General features: G+C 74.1%; 16 protein-coding genes. 11 read left to right on the forward strand and 5 right to left on the reverse strand.

What is annotated here, in order from left to right:
• Nucleotides 1-32: 32 nt before the first annotated feature.
• On the reverse strand, nucleotides 33-1,328 hold the full coding sequence (locus ACZ6KF_RS01745) for a deoxyguanosinetriphosphate triphosphohydrolase (RefSeq protein WP_469236788.1): 1,296 nt from the start codon (nucleotides 1,326-1,328) through the stop codon (nucleotides 33-35).
• Between the two features lie 110 nt (nucleotides 1,329-1,438).
• A complete protein-coding gene (locus tag ACZ6KF_RS01750) occupies nucleotides 1,439-2,230 on the reverse strand; it encodes a sirohydrochlorin chelatase (RefSeq protein WP_356627665.1) in 792 nt (263 codons plus the stop codon).
• 270 nt (nucleotides 2,231-2,500) lie between these two features.
• Here ACZ6KF_RS01750 and ACZ6KF_RS01755 point away from each other — a divergent pair, with 270 nt between their 5' ends.
• Both ACZ6KF_RS01755 and ACZ6KF_RS01760 read left to right on the forward strand, forming a co-directional pair.
• Nucleotides 2,501-3,118 carry a SanA/YdcF family protein gene (locus tag ACZ6KF_RS01755; RefSeq protein WP_356627766.1) on the forward strand — a complete coding sequence of 206 codons (618 nt, stop codon included), beginning with the start codon at nucleotides 2,501-2,503 and terminating at the stop codon, nucleotides 3,116-3,118.
• Nucleotides 3,119-3,230: 112 nt separating this feature from the next.
• Nucleotides 3,231-5,348: a molybdopterin oxidoreductase family protein gene (locus tag ACZ6KF_RS01760; RefSeq protein WP_356627666.1), complete on the forward strand. Its 2,118-nt coding sequence runs from the start codon at nucleotides 3,231-3,233 to the stop codon at nucleotides 5,346-5,348.
• 162 nt (nucleotides 5,349-5,510) lie between these two features.
• On the opposite strand, the gene ACZ6KF_RS01765 is transcribed toward ACZ6KF_RS01760, so the two are convergent.
• Complete coding sequence (locus ACZ6KF_RS01765; RefSeq protein ID WP_469236790.1) at nucleotides 5,511-5,981, reverse strand: Uma2 family endonuclease; 471 nt, start codon at nucleotides 5,979-5,981, stop codon at nucleotides 5,511-5,513.
• 376 nt (nucleotides 5,982-6,357) lie between these two features.
• On the opposite strand from ACZ6KF_RS01765, the gene ACZ6KF_RS01770 reads away from it, so the two are divergent.
• Together ACZ6KF_RS01770 and ACZ6KF_RS01775 are read left to right on the forward strand one after the other, a co-directional pair.
• Entirely contained in the window at nucleotides 6,358-6,864 is a 507-nt protein-coding gene (locus ACZ6KF_RS01770) for a hypothetical protein (RefSeq protein WP_469158572.1), read from the forward strand.
• Between the two features lie 108 nt (nucleotides 6,865-6,972).
• Nucleotides 6,973-7,596: a class F sortase gene (locus tag ACZ6KF_RS01775; protein ID WP_356627669.1), complete on the forward strand. Its 624-nt coding sequence runs from the start codon at nucleotides 6,973-6,975 to the stop codon at nucleotides 7,594-7,596.
• Here the strand turns inward: ACZ6KF_RS01775 and ACZ6KF_RS01780 are convergent.
• Complete coding sequence (locus ACZ6KF_RS01780) at nucleotides 7,504-7,923, reverse strand: winged helix-turn-helix transcriptional regulator (RefSeq protein WP_356627670.1); 420 nt, start codon at nucleotides 7,921-7,923, stop codon at nucleotides 7,504-7,506. The two genes, ACZ6KF_RS01775 and ACZ6KF_RS01780, sit on opposite strands and share 93 nt — an antisense overlap.
• A 117-nt stretch (nucleotides 7,924-8,040) precedes the next feature.
• Between ACZ6KF_RS01780 and ACZ6KF_RS01785 the strand changes: the two genes are divergently transcribed.
• Nucleotides 8,041-8,943, forward strand: coding sequence for an NAD(P)-dependent oxidoreductase (locus ACZ6KF_RS01785; protein ID WP_469158571.1), 903 nt, complete (start codon nucleotides 8,041-8,043; stop codon nucleotides 8,941-8,943).
• A gap of 7 nt (nucleotides 8,944-8,950) precedes the next feature.
• On the opposite strand, the gene ACZ6KF_RS01790 is transcribed toward ACZ6KF_RS01785, so the two are convergent.
• On the reverse strand, nucleotides 8,951-9,733 hold the full coding sequence (locus tag ACZ6KF_RS01790; RefSeq protein ID WP_356627672.1) for a sulfite exporter TauE/SafE family protein: 783 nt from the start codon (nucleotides 9,731-9,733) through the stop codon (nucleotides 8,951-8,953).
• 211 nt (nucleotides 9,734-9,944) lie between these two features.
• On the opposite strand from ACZ6KF_RS01790, the gene ACZ6KF_RS01795 reads away from it, so the two are divergent.
• The 6 genes from ACZ6KF_RS01795 (at nucleotide 9,945) to ACZ6KF_RS01820 (ending at nucleotide 17,196) form a co-directional block, all read left to right on the forward strand.
• Nucleotides 9,945-11,156: an NAD(P)/FAD-dependent oxidoreductase gene (locus tag ACZ6KF_RS01795; RefSeq protein WP_356627673.1), complete on the forward strand. Its 1,212-nt coding sequence runs from the start codon at nucleotides 9,945-9,947 to the stop codon at nucleotides 11,154-11,156.
• Entirely contained in the window at nucleotides 11,156-13,786 is a 2,631-nt protein-coding gene (nirB, locus tag ACZ6KF_RS01800; protein ID WP_469236794.1) for a nitrite reductase large subunit NirB, read from the forward strand. The genes ACZ6KF_RS01795 and nirB overlap by 1 nt, the downstream gene beginning before the upstream one ends.
• Nucleotides 13,783-14,136 (forward strand): nitrite reductase small subunit NirD, encoded by a 354-nt coding sequence (gene nirD, locus ACZ6KF_RS01805; RefSeq protein WP_356627675.1) that lies wholly within the window; start codon nucleotides 13,783-13,785, stop codon nucleotides 14,134-14,136. The genes nirB and nirD overlap by 4 nt, the downstream gene beginning before the upstream one ends.
• Nucleotides 14,137-14,392: 256 nt before the next feature.
• On the forward strand, nucleotides 14,393-15,553 hold the full coding sequence (locus tag ACZ6KF_RS01810; protein WP_356627676.1) for an alkaline phosphatase PhoX: 1,161 nt from the start codon (nucleotides 14,393-14,395) through the stop codon (nucleotides 15,551-15,553).
• A 118-nt stretch (nucleotides 15,554-15,671) separates the two neighbouring features.
• Nucleotides 15,672-16,604, forward strand: coding sequence for an SMP-30/gluconolactonase/LRE family protein (locus tag ACZ6KF_RS01815; protein WP_469236796.1), 933 nt, complete (start codon nucleotides 15,672-15,674; stop codon nucleotides 16,602-16,604).
• 112 nt (nucleotides 16,605-16,716) lie between these two features.
• Entirely contained in the window at nucleotides 16,717-17,196 is a 480-nt protein-coding gene (locus tag ACZ6KF_RS01820; protein ID WP_469236799.1) for an excalibur calcium-binding domain-containing protein, read from the forward strand.
• Nucleotides 17,197-17,206: the final 10 nt, after the last annotated feature.

The following is a 17,206-nucleotide window of genomic DNA, read 5'->3' on the forward strand; positions in this document are numbered from 1 at the left end:
AAGAGGGAGTGACCCGATCAGGCCACGGAGGGTTACGTCCGGGTCCGTGAGCGGGGGCGGGTGAGGCGGGCGTGCAGGGAGCGCGCCGACGCGTCGGTGAGGGCGGCGATCTGATCGACGATCACCCGCTTGCGGGCCCGGTCGTCGCCGGCCCGGTCGAACAGCGCGCGGAACTGCGGGTCGAGTCCGTCGGGCGCGCGGGCGGTGAGCGCGTCGGCGAGTTCGGCGACGACGATCCGCTGGTCGGCGCGGAGCCGGGTCTGCTCGGCGCGCTGCATCACGTACCGGTCGGCGACCGCCTTGAGCACCGCGCACTCCATACGGGTCTCGCGCGGCACGACGAGTTCGGCGGTGTACCGGGTGAGCCGCCCGCCGCCGTACGCCGCGCGCGTGGCGGCCTCGGCGGCCAGGCAGAAGCGGCCGATGAGCTGGCTGGTGGCGTCCTTGAGCCGGGCCTGGGCGACGGCCGAGCCGTCGTAGCCGTGCGGCCACCACTCCTGGTCCTGGAGCCGGTCGAGGGCCGCGGCGAGTTCGGCGGGGTCGGTGCCGGCGGGGACGTAGCGGCCGAGCGCCGCCTCGAAGACCGCGTGCCGTTCCGGCTCCGCCTGAAGGCAGTTGGGGTCGATGTGGCCGGCGTGCAGGCCGTCCTCGACGTCGTGCACGGAGTACGCCACGTCGTCCGCCCAGTCCATGACCTGGGCCTCGAAGCAGGTGCGGCTGGCGGGGGCGTCCTCGCGGACCCAGTCGAAGACGGGACGGTCGTCGTCGTACACGCCGAACTTCCCCGAGGCCGGGTCGGTGGGGTGGGCGCCGTTGGGCCAGGGGTACTTGGTGGCGGCGTCGAGGGCGGCGCGGGTGAGGTTGAGGCCGAGGCTGACCGGGTCGCCGGTGGCGGGGTCGGGGACGAACCGTTTGGGCTCGATGCGGGTGAGCAGGCGCAGCGACTGGGCGTTGCCCTCGAATCCGCCGCAGTCGCGGGCGAACGCGTTCAGCGCCTCCTCGCCGTTGTGGCCGAAGGGCGGGTGGCCGAGGTCGTGGGCGAGGCAGGCGGCCTCGACCAGGTCGGGGTCGCAGCCGAGGGCCTCGCCGAGTTCGCGGCCGACCTGGGCGCACTCCAGGGAGTGGGTGAGGCGGGTGCGGGGACTGGGGTCCCATGCCTGGTGGGTGGTGGCGCCGGGGGTGACGACCTGGGTCTTGCCGGCGAGTCTGCGCAGCGCGGAGGAGTGCAGGATGCGGGCGCGGTCGCGCTGGAAGGCTGTGCGGCCGGGGCGCTTGTCGGGTTCGGGGGCGTAGCGGGCGAGGGCCTTGGGGTCGTAGCTGCCTTCCATGGTTCGACAGTACGGGGTCCTGCGGCGGGGGCGTGCCCTTGAGGGGGGCGTCTTCCTGCGGCGGAGGCGTGCCCTGCACAGGGGTGGTCTTCCCTCGGGGGGCGTGCCCTTCAGGCGGTCGTCGCCAGCGCCCGTTCCCGCGGGGCCGGGGCGGTCGCCGCCGCCTCGTCGTAGCGGTGCAGGACCAGGCGGGCCATCGTCGGGTGGGCGCCCAGGGGGGCCGCCGCCACCGACGGGGCCGCCTCGGCGCACTCCGTGGCGAAGCGGCCCGGGGCGGTGAAGTACGACGCGACCGCGATGTCGGTACGGCCCCGGGCGCGCAGGGAGCGCACGGCCTCGGCGACCGTCGGGGCCGCCGCCGACGCGTAGGCCGGGACCACGGGGACGCCCAGGCGTGCGGCGAGGAGGCGGGCGGTGTCGCCGGTGTCGACGGCCGCCTCGGGGTCGCGGGAGCCGGCCGCGGCCAGCACCACGGCGCCGGAGCGCCGCTCGGCCTCGGTCGCGGGCAGCCGCCAGCCGGCCTCCGCCAGGCGGGTCAACAGGGTGTCCACGAGGAGCGGGTGCGGGCCGAGCGGGGCGGCGACGCGGGTGCGGGCCTCGGCCGCGGCGGCCATCTCGGGGATGTCCTGCTTGACGTGGTAGCCGCGGCTGAGCAGCAGCGGGACCAGGACGGCCTCGCGGTCGCCGAGCGCGGCGAGCGTGTGAGGGAGCAGGGGGGCGTTCAGCTCGATGTGCCCGAGGTGCACGGGCAGACCGGGGCGCAGCTCGCGGACGCGGTCGAGCAGCGTGCGGACCGTGGCGAGGGTGCGCGGGTCGCGGCTGCCGTGCGCCACGACGACGAGCGCCGGTGGGGCGGGGCGTCGGAGGTGGCCGGTCGTCCGGTTCATGAGGTGCGCCGTCATGCGTCGAGCTTGCGGGCGGGACGTTGCGCCCCCATTGCGTGACCGTGACGGGTATTTTCCGGGTCATCACCGTGAACGCGCGGTCGCTGTGAGGGCCGTGAACCGCATCGACGCACGGTCGCCGTGAGGGCCCGGTGAACCGGAGCGGCGCGCGGTGCGTCCTTCCCGGTCAGAGGTGGAGGAGGGGACGCCGTGCCGCACCGACCGAGGCCGTGGCCGCCGCGCCTGCCGCGCACGAGGGCGGGCCGGCGGCGCCTGACGCAGGCCGTGATGGCGCTGTGCGTGCTCGCGCTGCTGCCCTCCGCGTGGCTGCGCGTCGCCACCGGCGACCGCCTCGTCACGACCGCCGACGCGCCCCGCACCGACGTGGCCGTCGTCTTCGGCGCGGGCCTGTGGAACGGCGAGCCGTCCCCCTATCTCGCCCACCGCCTGGACGCGGCGGCCGAGCTGTACCGCTCCGGACGGATCAGGGCCGTCCTGGTCACCGGCGACAACAGCCGCGCGGACTACGACGAGCCGGACGCCATGCGCGCCTACCTCACCCGCAGCGGCGTGCCGGACGCGCGGATCGTCAGCGACTACGCGGGCTTCGACACCTGGGACTCCTGTGTGCGGGCCCGGAAGATCTTCGGCGTGGAGGAGGCGGTGCTGATCAGCCAGGGCTTCCACGTCCGGCGGGCGGTGGCGCTGTGCGAGGCCGCGGGCGTCACGTCGTACGGCGTCGGCGTCGACGAGCGGCACGACGCCACCTGGTACTACGGGGGCGCGCGGGAGATCGCCGCGGCGGGGAAGGCGGCGCTGGACGCCGTCCTGCGTCCCGATCCGCGCTTCCTCGGGCCGCGCGAGCCGGGGCTGGCGCGGGCACTGGACGCCGGTGTCGGACGCTGACCTGCGGGTTCGTCTCCTCACGGCGGCCGGGGCGGGGCGGGGAGGTCGCCGTCCCGGGCGTGTAACAAGGAATCGCCGCGGGACGTAACACGGCCGACGCAATCTGGGGCACATGGACAACGCCTCGACGCCCACCCACTGCCCGTACTGCGCCCTGCAGTGCGGGATGAACCTGTCGCCCTCGCCGGACGGGGGCGTCGAGGTGCTGGAGCGCGCCGACTTCCCGGTCAACCGGGGAGCGCTGTGCGGCAAGGGACGCACCTCGCCCGCCGTGCTCGCGTCCGCGGTGCGCCTGACCTCGCCGCTCGTCCGTGAGGACGGCGAACTCGTGCCCGCGACATGGGACGAGGCACTGGGCCGGATCGCCGGGGCGTTCGCCCGCACCCGCGCGGAGCACGGACCGGACGGGGTCGGCGTCTTCGGCGGCGGCGGCCTGACGAACGAGAAGGCGTACGCGCTCGGCAAGTTCGCCCGGATCGTGCTCGGCACCTCCCAGATCGACTACAACGGCCGCTTCTGCATGTCGTCGGCCGCGGCGGCCGGCACCAAGGCGTTCGGCCTCGACCGGGGGCTCCCCTTCCCGATGGAGGACATCCCGAAGACGGGGTGCGTCATCCTGGTCGGCTCCAACCTGGTCGAGACGATGCCGCCGGCGCTGCGCTACCTCACCGAGCTGAAGGAGAACGGCGGCACGCTGATCGTCATCGACCCGCGCCGGACGCGCACGGCGGAGCAGGCCGACCTGCACCTCGCGCCCCGCCCCGGCACGGACCTCGCCCTCGCGCTCGGGCTGCTGCACCTGGTGGTCGCCGAGGGGCGCACCGACGAGGAGTACATCCGCGAGCGCACCACCGGCTGGGAGGACGCGCGGGCCGCGGCGATGGCGCACTGGCCGGAGTACGTGGAGCGGATCACCGGGGTGTCGGTGCCCGACCTGCGGGAGACGGTGCGGATGTTCTGCGAGCCGGAGAGCGCGATGGTGCTCACCGCACGCGGGCCCGAGCAGCAGTCCAAGGGCACCGACACGGTCGGCGCGTGGATCAACCTGTGCCTGGCCACCGGCCGGGCCGGGCGCCCGCTGTCCGGGTACGGCTGCCTGACCGGGCAGGGCAACGGACAGGGCGGGCGCGAGCACGGGCAGAAGGCCGACCAGCTGCCCGGCTACCGCAAGCTCACCGACCCCGAGGCGCGCCGGCACGTCGCCGAGGTGTGGGGCGTCGACCCCGACAGCCTGCCGGGACCGGGGCGCAGCGCCTACGAACTGCTGGACGCGCTCGGCTCGGACGTCCACTCGCTGCTGGTGATGGCGTCCAACCCGGTGGTGTCGGCGCCGCGCGCCGCGCACGTGGAGGAGCGGCTGCGGTCGCTGGACTTCCTCGCGGTGTGCGACGTGGTGCTGTCGGAGACGGCGGCGCTCGCGGACGTGGTGCTGCCGGTGACGCAGTGGGCCGAGGAGACCGGCACCATGACCAACCTGGAGGGCCGCGTGCTGCTGCGCCGGCGGGCGATCACCCCGCCGTCGGGCGTGCGCAGCGACCTGGAGGTCATGCACGAGCTGGCGGCGCGGCTGGGCGGCGATGCGGCGCTGGAGAAGAAGTTCCCGACGGACCCGGAGGAGATGTTCGAGGAGCTGCGCCGGGCGAGCGCCGGCGGGCTCGCGGACTACTCCGGGATCACCTACCGGCGGCTGATCGAGGAGAACGGCGTCTTCTGGCCGTGCCCCGCCCCGGCCGCCGGGTCAGGGTCGGAGTCCGGGACCGCCCCGCACCCGGGGACGCCGCGCCTGTTCCTCGACCGGTTCGCCACGGAGGACGGCCGGGCCCGGTTCGTGCCGGTCTCGCACCGGGCGATCGCGGAGGAGCCCGACGAGGAGTACCCGGTGCTGCTCACCACGGGCCGGGTCGTGTCGATGTACCAGTCCGGCGCCCAGACCCGCCGCGTGGACGAGCTGAACGCCGCCGCGCCCGGCTCGTTCGTCGAGCTGCACCCGCGGCTGGCGGAACGCCTCGGCGCGTCCGAGGGCGACCCGGTGGCGGTCGTCTCCCGCCGCGGCCGTGCGGTGGCCCCGGCCCGCATCACGACGTCGATCCGCCCCGACACGGTCTTCATGCCCTTCCACTGGCCGGGCGAGGGCCGCGCCAACACCCTGACCAACCCGGCCCTGGACCCGACGTCCCGCATGCCGGAGTTCAAGGCGTGCGCCGTACGGCTGGAGGCGGTGCGGCCCTGACGGCCCCGGATCCCTGCCCCCGCCGGACGGCGGGGGCAGGGATCCGGTCCGGCTGCCGTCGGACAAGCTCTACTGGCGGGTGAGTCCGGCAGGATCGATGGTGAGGGGGAACGGAGCGTCCAGGCGGGTGGTCGCTCCGGAGGGCGCGGTGGTCCGCTCGACTTACCGGCCGCCCCGCAGCTCATGGACGACGAGCATGGGCGCGGGGTCGAACTCGAGCCGCCAGAAGTGCGGGATGGCGGCTTCCGCGTACAGCATGGGCTTGACCTTGCGGTCCATGGTGCTGTTGCCGGGGGAAACGAGTTCGACGACGAGTTGCACCGCGTCGACGTCGACACTGACGGGATCCTCGGCGGTCGCGCCGGCGTCGGCCACCACGAGGTCGGGCACGGCCAGTCCGGAGGGAAGAACGACGTTGACGCCTTCCAGGATCTCCACCGGTGCGCCGACGGCCCGGGCGGCGGCCTCCAGGGCGACGTGGAGGCGGAACGAGGCCCGCTGGTGGCGGACGCCGGGTGCGGGGGACATCAGGAGGGACTCCCCCAGCAGTTCGTAGCGCACGGTGCGGTCTTCCGGCAGGGCGAGGACGTCGGCGACGGTCCAGGGCCCTGTGTGGTCGACGGCAACGCTCATGTCCCTTTCACCTCCTCGTCCCGCCCGACGGCCCCGGGATGCCCCGGCAAGCGGTACACGGCCGGCATACGGACGCCGTCACCTGCCGACACGAGCGTCATCAGGACCTCCGACAGGGCGGGTGCCGGCTCCGCGTTCAGCATTCGGGCGGCCCTCCGCGTCACCCGTTCACCGTCTCGGCGCAGTGCCGTGCGGGGATTTCCGTGCGGGGCCCGGCCGGTGGGGCTGACCTGGGCGGACGTCCGGGCCGGGTGGGCGCGGGGCGGGCTGTGCGCTCGGCCGTTCGAGGGATGCCGGGTCGTTTCTCGGGGAGCGGGTTCGGTCGCCGCGGCCTTTCCTCGGAGGGACAGGGACCGAATCGCTCGAGGGAGCATCGATGCGACGTACCGCCCGCTCGCTGACCGGTGCCGTGTTCGCCGTCGCCGCCGTGGGGGCGCTCGCCGCGCCCGCGCTCGGGGACGGGGCCCGGCTGGAGGTGCGGCCGGGGACGGTGGCGCCCGGCGGGGACGTCACGGCGACCGCCGTGGGGTGCGCCACCGCCGCCGGGGACGCCAGCGCGGTCGGCGCCGGGGAGTTCACACTGGCCCCGGACGACGACGGTGACGCCACCGGACGGTTCCGGGTGCCGCCGAGCGCGCAGCCGGGGACGTACGAGATCGTCGCGCGGTGCGCCCGCGGCGGCCCGGAGGTGCGCGGCGACCTGGTCGTCGTGCTCGCCTCGGCGCACGCGCAGGTGTATCCCCGGGGAAGTGTGAAGACGGGGGTCGGCGGCGCCCTGGGCCCCGACCCCGTGCAGACCGCGGCCGGCGTGGCGGCTCTCGCCGTCGCCGCCGCGGGCGGTACCTGGCTCCTGCATCGCCGGGCGAGAGGCGACGGGATCTGACGGACACCCTCCGCTGTCCGTCCGCCGGTACCGCAAGCCCCACCCCCTCCGGGTCCGACGCCCCTCGCGGCCCGGAGGGGGACGGGAGACTCCCGGAGGAGGCAGATCGTGCGCACGTTCGGCAATGCGGGCGACGCCGCGATAGCGGCCGTGACCGCCGTCGCCCTGTGCTCGGGCGTGTGGCTGCTGGCCGGCGCCGGCGCGGGAGCCCCGCCGCAGCCGTCCGCCGCCCAGGCGAGCGCGACGGCCGCGCCCGCCTCCCCCGTCGCCGCGCTGCCGCCCTCCCCGCCGGACCGCATCCGCATCCCGGCGATCCGCGTCGACGCCCCGCTGACCGGCCTCGGCCTCACCGCCACCGGCAGTCTCGACGTGCCGCCCGCCGACCGGCCCGGCCTCGCCGGCTGGTACGAGGCGGGCACCCGGCCCGGCGAGCGCGGCACCGCCATCGTCGCCGGGCACGTCGACAACGCCGACGGGCCGGCCGTGTTCTACCGGCTGGGCGCGCTGCGCCGCGGCAGCGTCATCGAGATCGACCGGCGCGACGGCGGCGTGGCCGTGTTCCGGGTGCACGCGGTCGAGGTGTACGACGCGGAGGACTTCCCCGACGAGAAGGTGTACGGGGCCGCGCCCAGGCCCGAGCTACGGGTGATCACCTGCGGGGGCGGCTACGCGCGCGGCACCGGGTATCGCGGGAACGTCGTCGTGTTCGCCCATCTGACGGGGAGCCGGTGAGCCGCCCAGGACGTTGGTCTTCCCCCACGCGCCCAGCGGCTCCAGCGCCTCGTTGAGGCTCACCCCGCGCGGCGTCAGCGAGTACTCGACGCGCGGCGGCACCTCGTCGTACTCCTCCCGGTGCACGATGCCGTCCGCCTCCAGCTCCCGCAGCTGCGCCGCCAGCACCTTCTCGGTGACCCCCGGCAGCCCCCTGCGCAGCTCGCCGAAGCGGTGCGGGCGCAGGGACAGCTCCCACAGGATGAGCACCTTCCACTTGCCGCCGATCACGTCGATCGCCGCGTCCACCCCGCACTGGTACGACCCCGGCCGTCGCCCGATCCCCATGTCCGCCACCAGCTCCCGTCGCCGTCGCGCGTGCTGCCTGCACGCTTCCCCGGGGGTAACCACCCACTCGCAAGTACGTACTTGAGCAGGTCATCGCCCTCCATGAGGCTAAACGCCATGACCGACAACGCTCGTTCCCGAACCTCCCCGACCCCTCCCGTCACCCTGCTCGGCGCCGGCGCCATGGGCAGCGCCCTGGCCCGCGCCTGGCTCGCCGCCGGGCACCCCGTGACCGTCTGGAACCGCACCCCGGCCCGCGCCGAGGCCCTTGCCGCCGAGGGCGCCGCCGTCGCCGCGAGCGCCGCCGAGGCGGTGGCCGCCGGCCGGCTGGTCGTCGTCTGCCTGCTGGACGACGCCTCCGTCGGCGAGGCCCTGGCCGACGCCGACCTGACCGGCAGGGACCTGGTCGACCTCACCACCGGCACGCCCGCCCAGGGCCGCGCCCGCGCCGCCTGGGCCACGGAGCGCGGGGCCCGTTTCCTGGACGCCGGCATCATGGCCGTACCGCCGATGATCGGGAAGCCCGACTCGGGGGCGTACGTCTTCTACAGCGGCTCGCCCGAGCTGTTCGAGGAGCACCGCGCCACCCTCGCCGTTCCGGCCGGCGCCCGTTACGTGGGCGCGGACCCGGGGTTCGCGGCGCTGCACGACGTGGCGCTGCTGAGCGCGATGAGCGGGATGTTCGCGGGGGTGCTGCACGCCTTCGCGCTGATCCGGCGGGAGGACATCGCGCCCACCGACTTCGCGCCGCTGCTGGTCTCCTGGCTCACGGCGATGGCGCAGCTGGCCCACCAGACGGCCGAGCAGCTGGAGAGCGGCGACTACGGCAAGGACGTCGTCTCCAACCTCGCCATGCAGGCGGCCGGCAACGTCACGCTGCTGCGCACGGCCGAGGAGCAGGGCGTCAGCGCCGAGCTGCTCACCCCGTACACGGAGCTGATGGACCGCTGGCTGGCCGCCGGACACGGCGACGAGGACACCGCCGGGATGGTCGAGCTGCTCACCGGGGAGGCCTCCTGACCACTGCCTAGGCCACCCACTGCTCGTACGCCATGTTCGCCACCAGCGCCAGCACCACCGTCAGCAGCACGATCCGCACGAAACCGCTGCCCCTCTTGAGCGCGGTGTGCGCGCCGAGCATCCCGCCCGCGAGGTTGAACGCCGCCATCAGCGCCGCCAGCTGCCACAGCACCGTGCCCTGCCAGGCGAAGGTGGCGAGGGCGCCGGCGTTGGTGCAGCAGTTGACGATCTTGGCGGTGGCGGATGCGGTGACCAGGTCGAGGTGGAGCACGGCGGTGAGGGCGAGGACCAGGAAGGTGCCGGTCCCGGGGCCGATCAGCCCGTCGTAGAAGCCGATGCCGAGGCCCGCCAGGCCGATCGCGGCGAGCACCCGGCGGCGGGTCACGGGGCCCGGCGCCGGGGCGGTGCCGAAGGCGGGGCGCAGGATGACGAACGCGGCGACGCCGAGCAGCACCACCATGATCACCGGCTTGAGCACCTCCGTGCTCATCCCCGCCGCGAGGAACGCCCCGCCCGAGGAGCCGGCCAGCGCCGCGAGCCCGATGCGCACGGCCACGCGGACGTCGACGGGCGCCTTGCGTGCGTAGGTGACGGCGGCGCCGGCCGTGCCCACGATGGCGACCGCCTTGTTGGTGCCGAGCGCGTACGCGGCCGGCGTGCCGGCGGGCAGCCCGAGCAGCAGGGCGGGAAGCAGCAGCAGTCCGCCGCCGCCGACCACGGCGTCGATCCAGCCCGCCGCGAGCGCGGCGAGGCACAGCACGGCGACCATGGCCAGGGAGATGTCGGGCATGCGTGCGACCCTATGGACGGGATACGTGTGGCGTCCACGCAGCTGAGGGTCTTCTGAGGTTCACGCGGGGTTCGCGGGCCGATCTCACAGCCCACCCCCGGTCGGCCGTCCCAAGCCTCACATCCGCCCCCCTCCTCCGCTGAGGGCAGCGTTCCTCACGGGAAACAGTTGCGATGCGGCCGGGTAACGTCGGCGTCGCACGCTCAGGGGCATGACCTCGAATACGCGTGTGGTGGTGATCGGCGCCGGCCTCGCGGGCGTACGGCTCGCCCGGCGGCTCGGTGAGCTCGGCACGCCCGCGCTGCTCGTCGGCGAGGAGGAGCACCGGCCCTACAACCGGGTCCTGCTCGCCGAGGTGCTGGCCGGGCGGTACGCCCCCGACGTGATCGCGCTGCCGGCCCCGCCGGAGCTGACCCGTGCCCGGGTCACCGGCATCGACCGCGACGAGCGGACCGTGCGCTGCGCGGACGGCTCGGTGATCGCATACGACACGCTGGTCCTGGCCACCGGCTCCAACCCGGTCCTGCCGCCGCTGCGCGGCCTGTTCACCCCCGACCACGAGCTGCCCGAGGGCGTCCACGCCTTCCGCACCATGGACGACTGCCTGGGCCTGTCCAAGGCGGTACGGCCGGGGGTGCGGGCGGTCGTCATCGGCGGCGGCCTGCTCGGGGTGTCCGCGGCCCGGGCGCTGGCGATGCGCGGCGCGTCGGTCGTGCTCGCCCAGCAGTCCGAGCGGCTGATGGAGCGCCAGCTCGACCCGGCGGCGTCCAAGCTGGTCAAGCGGCATCTGAAGGACCTCGGGGTCGAGGTGCACACCGAGTGCCGGGTCCGGGACGTGCGCGTGGTCGGCGGCGCGGTCCGCTCGGTGGAGATGCACGACGGATACGCCCTCGACGCCGACATCGTGGTCCTGGCCTGCGGCGTCCACCCCCGGGTGGGCATCGCCAAGGCCGCCGGCCTCGCCGTCCACAAGGGCGTCCTGGTCGACGACGAACTGCGCACCTCCGACCCGCACATCCGGGCGATCGGGGACTGCGCCCAGCACGACGGCACCCTGTACGGGCTCGCCGCCCCCGCGCTGGAACAGGCCGACGTGCTCGCCCGGATGCTCACCGGGGACACGGCCGCCCGCTACGGCGGCACCCGTGCCCTCACCCGCCTCACCCTCGCGGGTCAGGCACCTTTCGACCTCGCCGCGTTCGGCGAGACGGAAGCCCGCCCCGGGGACGACGTCGTGCAGCTCACCGACGCCACCCGCGGCACCTACCGCAAGGTCGTCGTCCGCGACGACCGCCTGGTGGGCGGGGTTCTCGTCGGCGAACTCGGCACCGTCGGCGCCCTCGCCCGCGCCTGGGAGGGAGCAGAGCCGCTCCCCGACGACGGCCCGCTGCTCCACCTGCTCACCAACGATGGAGGCTCCTGATGACCACGACCGCAACTGTCGGGGACGAGTCCCGCCCCACGATCGTGCTCGTCGGCCACGGCATGGTCGGCCAGCGCTTCCTGGAGGCCCTCGCCGAGCGCGGCACGACCGCCACGCACCGGGTGGTCGTGCTGTGCGAGGAGCCGCGGCCCGCCTACGACCGGGTCGGCCTGACGTCGTACTTCTCGGGCAAGACGCCCGAGGACCTGTCCATGACCGACATGGAGTTCATCAGGGAACACGGCATCGAGCTGCACGTCGGCGACGCGGCCGAGACGATCGACCGCGAGGCCCGCCGGGTCACCGCCCGCTCGGGGCTGACCGTCGACTACGACGTGCTGGTCCTGGCCACCGGCTCCTACCCCTTCGTCCCGCCGGTGCCGAACAAGGACGCCGAGGGCTGCTTCGTCTACCGCACCATCGAGGACCTCCTCGCCATCGAGGAGTACGCCAAGAAGGCGACGACCGGCGCGGTGGTCGGCGGCGGTCTGCTGGGCCTGGAGGCCGCGGGCGCGCTGAAGGGGCTCGGGCTCGAGGCGCACATCGTGGAGTTCGCGCCCCGGCTGATGCCGGTGCAGGTGGACGAGGGCGGCGGCGCGGCGCTGCTGCGCACCATCCGGGACATGGGCCTGAGCGTGCACACGGGCGTGGGCACGCAGGAGATCGTGACCGACGAGTCCGGCGTCGTCACCGGCATGAAGCTGTCCGACGGCTCGGAGCTGGCCACCGACATGGTGGTGTTCTCCGCCGGCGTCCGCCCCCGCGACCAGCTGGCCCGCGACTGCGGTCTGGCGGTCGGCGAGCGCGGCGGCATCACCGTCGACGAGCAGTGCCGCACGGTCACCGACCCGCACGTCTTCGCCATCGGCGAGTGCGCGCTGGCCGCCGACGGCCGGGTGTACGGCCTGGTGGCCCCCGGCTACGAGCAGGCCGAGACGGCCGCCGCGACGATCGCCGCCGACGAGGCCGCCTTCACCGGCGCCGACCTGTCGACCAAGCTGAAGCTGCTCGGCGTGGACGTGGCCTCCTTCGGCGACGCGCACGGCGCGACCGACGACTGCCTCGACGTGGTCTACTCCGACTCCCGCTCGGGCCTGTACAAGAAGCTGGTCATCAGCCGCGACGGCACGCTGCTCGGCGGCATCCTGGTCGGCGACGCGGACCAGTACGGCACCCTGCGGGCCCTCACCGGCTCGGTGCCGCCCATCTCGCCCGAGCAGCTGGTCCTGCCGGCCGGCTCCAGCGGGGGCGCACAGCTCGGCCCGTCCGCGCTGCCGGACGACGCGGTGATCTGCTCCTGCCACAACGTCAGCAAGGGCACGATCCGCGCCGCGGTCGCCGACCACCAGTGCACCAGCGTGCCCGAGGTGAAGAAGTGCACCAAGGCCGGCACCGGCTGCGGCTCCTGCATCAAGGTCCTCGGCCAGCTGGTGACCGCGGAGCTGGAGGCCAGCGGCGTCGAGGTCGACAAGGGCCTGTGCGGCTGCTTCGGGCAGACCCGCGAGGAGCTGTACGAGATCGTCCTCGCCCTGCGCATCAACTCGTACCAGGACCTGCTGGACCGCTACGGCCGCGAGGAGGCCCGGGGCGGGGAGGGCTGCGAGGTGTGCAAGCCGACCGTCGGCTCGATCATCGCCTCGATCGCCCCCGTGATCGGCGCCGAGCCCTACGTCCTGGACGACGAGCAGGCGGCGCTGCAGGACACCAACGACCACTTCCTCGCCAACCTGCAGAAGAACGGCTCGTACTCCGTCGTCCCGCGCATCCCCGGCGGTGAGATCACGCCGGAGAAGCTGATCGTGATCGGCGAGATCGCCCGGGACTACGGCCTGTACACCAAGCTGACCGGCGGCCAGCGCATCGACATGTTCGGCGCCCGCGTGGAGCAGCTGCCGTCGATCTGGGCGCGGCTGGTGGACGCCGGCTTCGAGTCGGGGCACGCGTACGGCAAGTCGCTGCGCACCGTGAAGTCCTGCGTCGGGCAGACCTGGTGCCGCTACGGCGTGCAGGACTCGGTCCGCATGGCGATCGACCTGGAGCTGCGCTACCGGGGCCTGCGGGCGCCGCACAAGCTGAAGTCGGGGGTGTCCGGCTGCGCCCGCGAGTGCGCCGAGGCCCAGTCGAAGGACTTCGGCATCATCGCCACCTCCAACGGCTGGAACCTCTACGTCGGCGGCAACGGCGGCGCGACCCCGCGCCACGCCGACCTCCTCGCGCAGGACCTCGACGACGACGAGCTGATCCGGCTGATCGACCGGTTCCTGATGTTCTACATCCGCACCGCCGACCGGCTGGAGCGCACCTCGACCTGGCTGGACCGCATCCCCGGCGGCCTGGAGCACGTCAAGGACGTCGTGGTCAACGACTCGCTCGGCATCTGCGAGGAGCTGGAGAGCCTGATGGAGGCGCACGTCGCGAACTTCCGCGACGAGTGGACCGAGACCATCAGCAACCCCGACAAGCTCGCCCGGTTCGTGTCCTTCGTCAACGCGCCGGACACGCCCGACCCGCTGGTCTCGTTCGTGCCCGAGCGCGACCAGATCAAGCCGGACCTGCCGCTGCTGTCCATCGGCATCCGTCCCAAGGACGACATTCTGGAAGAAGCCCTGGAAGGAAGCGCCCAGCGATGACCCTGGCACCCGAGACGACCGACCTCAAGATCCAAGTGCGGATCGGCGAGGACACCTGGTTCACGGTCTGCGACCTGCATCTGCTGCTCCCGGGCCGCGGTGTGGCGGCCCTGCTGCCGGACGGCCGCCAGGTGGCCCTGTTCCGCGACCGCGCGGGCCGGCTGTACGGCATCGACAACCGCGACCCGTTCACCGGCGCGGCGGTCCTCTCCCGCGGCCTGACGGGCACGCACCAGGGCCGCGCGTACGTCGCCTCGCCCCTGCTGAAGGAGCGCTTCGACCTGGTCACGGGCCAGTGCCTGGACGACGACGCCGTCCGGATCCAGGCGTACGAGGTACGGGCCGCCTGAGCCTCCCTCTCGTGAACGACCGAGGGCCTTCCGGGTCCGGTGCGGACAACGTCGTCCGCACCGGACCCTGGGGGGCCCTCGTGTCTTCCCGGCCGGATGCCGTCCGCGCGGCGCGCCCCCCGTGTACTCCGACCCGTCACGGACCGGACACGAACCGTGCACGGAGCAGTCCACTCCGCTCCCCTAGGGTCCCGACCGCACGACCCCCTGTCGCCGACCGGCGGCGGGGGCGGTCACGGCACCTCCTGGAGTGAGAGTGGAACGTCGTAGCCTTCTGCGTGCGGCCGTCCTCGGCGGCTCGACCGCCGTCCTCGGCGGGACCCTGTGGCGTGGCGCCGCGTACGCCGCGCCCGCCCAGCCCGGCGCGAGCCCCTACGGCTCGCCGGGTTCCCCGGACGCCAACGGCATCAGACTCCCCAGCGGCTTCACCAGCCGGGTCATAGCCCGGTCCGGCCAGAGAGTCGCCGGCACCTCGTACACCTGGCACAGCGCCCCGGACGGCGGCGCCTGCTACGCCGACGGCACCGGCTGGATCTACGTCTCCAACTCGGAGATCAACCCCTCGGGCGGCGCGAGCGCGGTGAAGTTCTCGTCCACCGGCGCGATCACCGGCGCGTACCGCATCCTCTCCAACACCCGGCAGAACTGCGCGGGCGGCAAGACCCCGTGGAACACCTGGCTGTCCTGCGAGGAGGTGTCGCTCGGCTACGTCTACGAGACCGACCCGTGGGGGTCCAAGGCGGCGGTCCGGCGGGACGCCATGGGCCGCTTCAAGCACGAGGCCGCGGCTGCCGACCCGGTCCGCCGGGTCATCTACCTGACCGAGGACGAGAGCAACGGCCGCTTCTACCGCTTCGTGCCGACGACCTGGGGCGACCTGTCAGCCGGCCGGCTCCAGGTGATGGTCGCGGGCTCCGGCACGTCCGGGTCCTTCAGCTGGGCGAACGTCCCCGACCCCGACGGCTCCCCGACGACCACCCGCGCGCAGGTGTCGGGCTCGAAGTCCTTCAACGGCGGCGAGGGCTGCCACTACGCCGACGACAAGGTGTGGTTCACGACGAAGGGCGACAACCGGGTCTGGCAGCTGAACCTGCTCGACAACACCTTCGAGCTGGCGTACGACGACTCGCTCGTCACCTCCGGCACCGCGCCGCTCACCGGCGTCGACAACATCACCGGCTCGGCCTCCGGCGACCTGTTCGTCGCCGAGGACGGCGGCAACATGGAGATCTGCGTCATCACCCCGGCCGGGGTGATCGCGCCGTTCCTGCGCATCGACAACCAGTCCGCCTCGGAGATCACCGGCCCGGCCTTCTCCCCCGACGGCCGCCGCCTGTACTTCTCCAGCCAGCGCGGCACGTCCGGCACGTCGTCCGGCGGCATCACCTACGAGGTGACGGGCCCCTTCCGGGCGTAGCCGGCGACCCGACGGGGGTCGGGGGGTGTTGCGGGCGGGACGAGCGGGAACCTCCGCCGCGTCCCACCCGTACATCCGTACATCCGCATGTTCGCATCTCCGCACCGGAGGCACATACATGAACCGACCCCTGTCCCGCCGTTCCCTCCTCGCGGGCACGGCCCTCGCCGCCCTGGCCGGCCCGGCCGCCGCCGCCGCTTCCGCCTCGGCGGCCGGGTGGCCCACCGAGTTCACCCTCCCGGACGGCTTCCTGCCCGAGGGCATCACCATCGGCGCCCGGCCGTACGCCTACATGGGCTCGCGCGCCAACGGCGCCGTGTACCGCACCGACCTGCGCACCGGCGAGGGCCGGATCGTCCACGCGGGCGCGGCGGGCACCGCGTCGATCGGCCTGAAACTGGACCGCGACGGGCTCCTCCACATCGCGGGCGGCGCCGGCGGCACGGCCAGGATCGTGGACGCCCGCAGCGGCGCCCTGCTCCACACCCGCCGGCTCACCACCGCGACGCCCGCGTTCATCAACGACGTCGTCCTGACCGGCGACCGCGCCTGGTACACCGACTCCCGCAACGCGGTCCTGTACGGCGTGCCGCGCGACGGCCGGGGCGCGGTCAGGCCCCTGCCGCTGACCGGCGAATGGGAGCAGCTGGCGGGCGTCAACAACGCCAACGGCGTGGTGGCGACGCCGGACGGCCGGGGCCTGATCGTGGTGAAGAGCACGCCGGGCACGCTGTACCACGTCTCCCTGCGCACCGGCGAGGCCACGGCGATCGAGCTGGTCGGCGCGGAGTCGGTGGTCAGCGGCGACGGCCTGGTCCGCATCGGCCGGACGCTGTACGTCGTCCAGAACCGCCTCAACCTGATCAGCGTCTGGCGCCTCTCCCCCGACCTGCGCACGGCCACCCTGATCCGCACGATCACCGACCCCCGCTTCGACGTCCCCACCACGGCGGCCCGCTACGGCGACCGCCTCTACCTGGTCAACGCCCGCTTCACCTCCCCGCAGCTCCCGGAGACGACGTTCACGGGGGTGGCGGTGCCGCTCCGGTAGCCGCAGCCCTTCACATCTCCCCCGCATCGATCACGAATCAGCCACATCCCCCGTGCGCCGGAGACCCCGGCACTAGGTTCGGCCCCCCGACACACCCGTCACTGGGGGGACCATGACGAATCCGTACACGCCCTACAACGCGCCCATGCCGCCCACGCCGCCCGCCGCGCCGACGCCGCCCTCGCGCCCGGCGCCGGCGTGGGCGCGGAAGAGACTCGTGATCCCGGCCCTGGCACTGGCGTTCCTCGCCGGCATCGGCGCGGGCGGCGAGGGGGACACCACCACGAACGCCAAGCCCGCGGCGGCCGAGCCGGCCCCCACCGAGACGGTCACCGCGACCGCGACCGTGACGCGGACGCCGAAGGCCGAGCCCGCGCCCACGGTCACCGCGACGAAAACGGTCCGCGCCACCAGGACGGTGACCGCCGGGCCCGCCGCCGAACCCGAGGCGGACGCCCCGGCGCCCGCCGACGTCCACTACGGCAACTGCACCGAGGCACGCGCCGCCGGCGCCGCGCCCATCCACCGCGGGGAGCCCGGCTACGCCTCCCACCTGGACCGCGACAACGACGGAGTCGCCTGCGACGCCTAGGCGGCGTGCG

Source organism: Streptomyces sp. NPDC046379 (genome assembly GCF_055587785.1).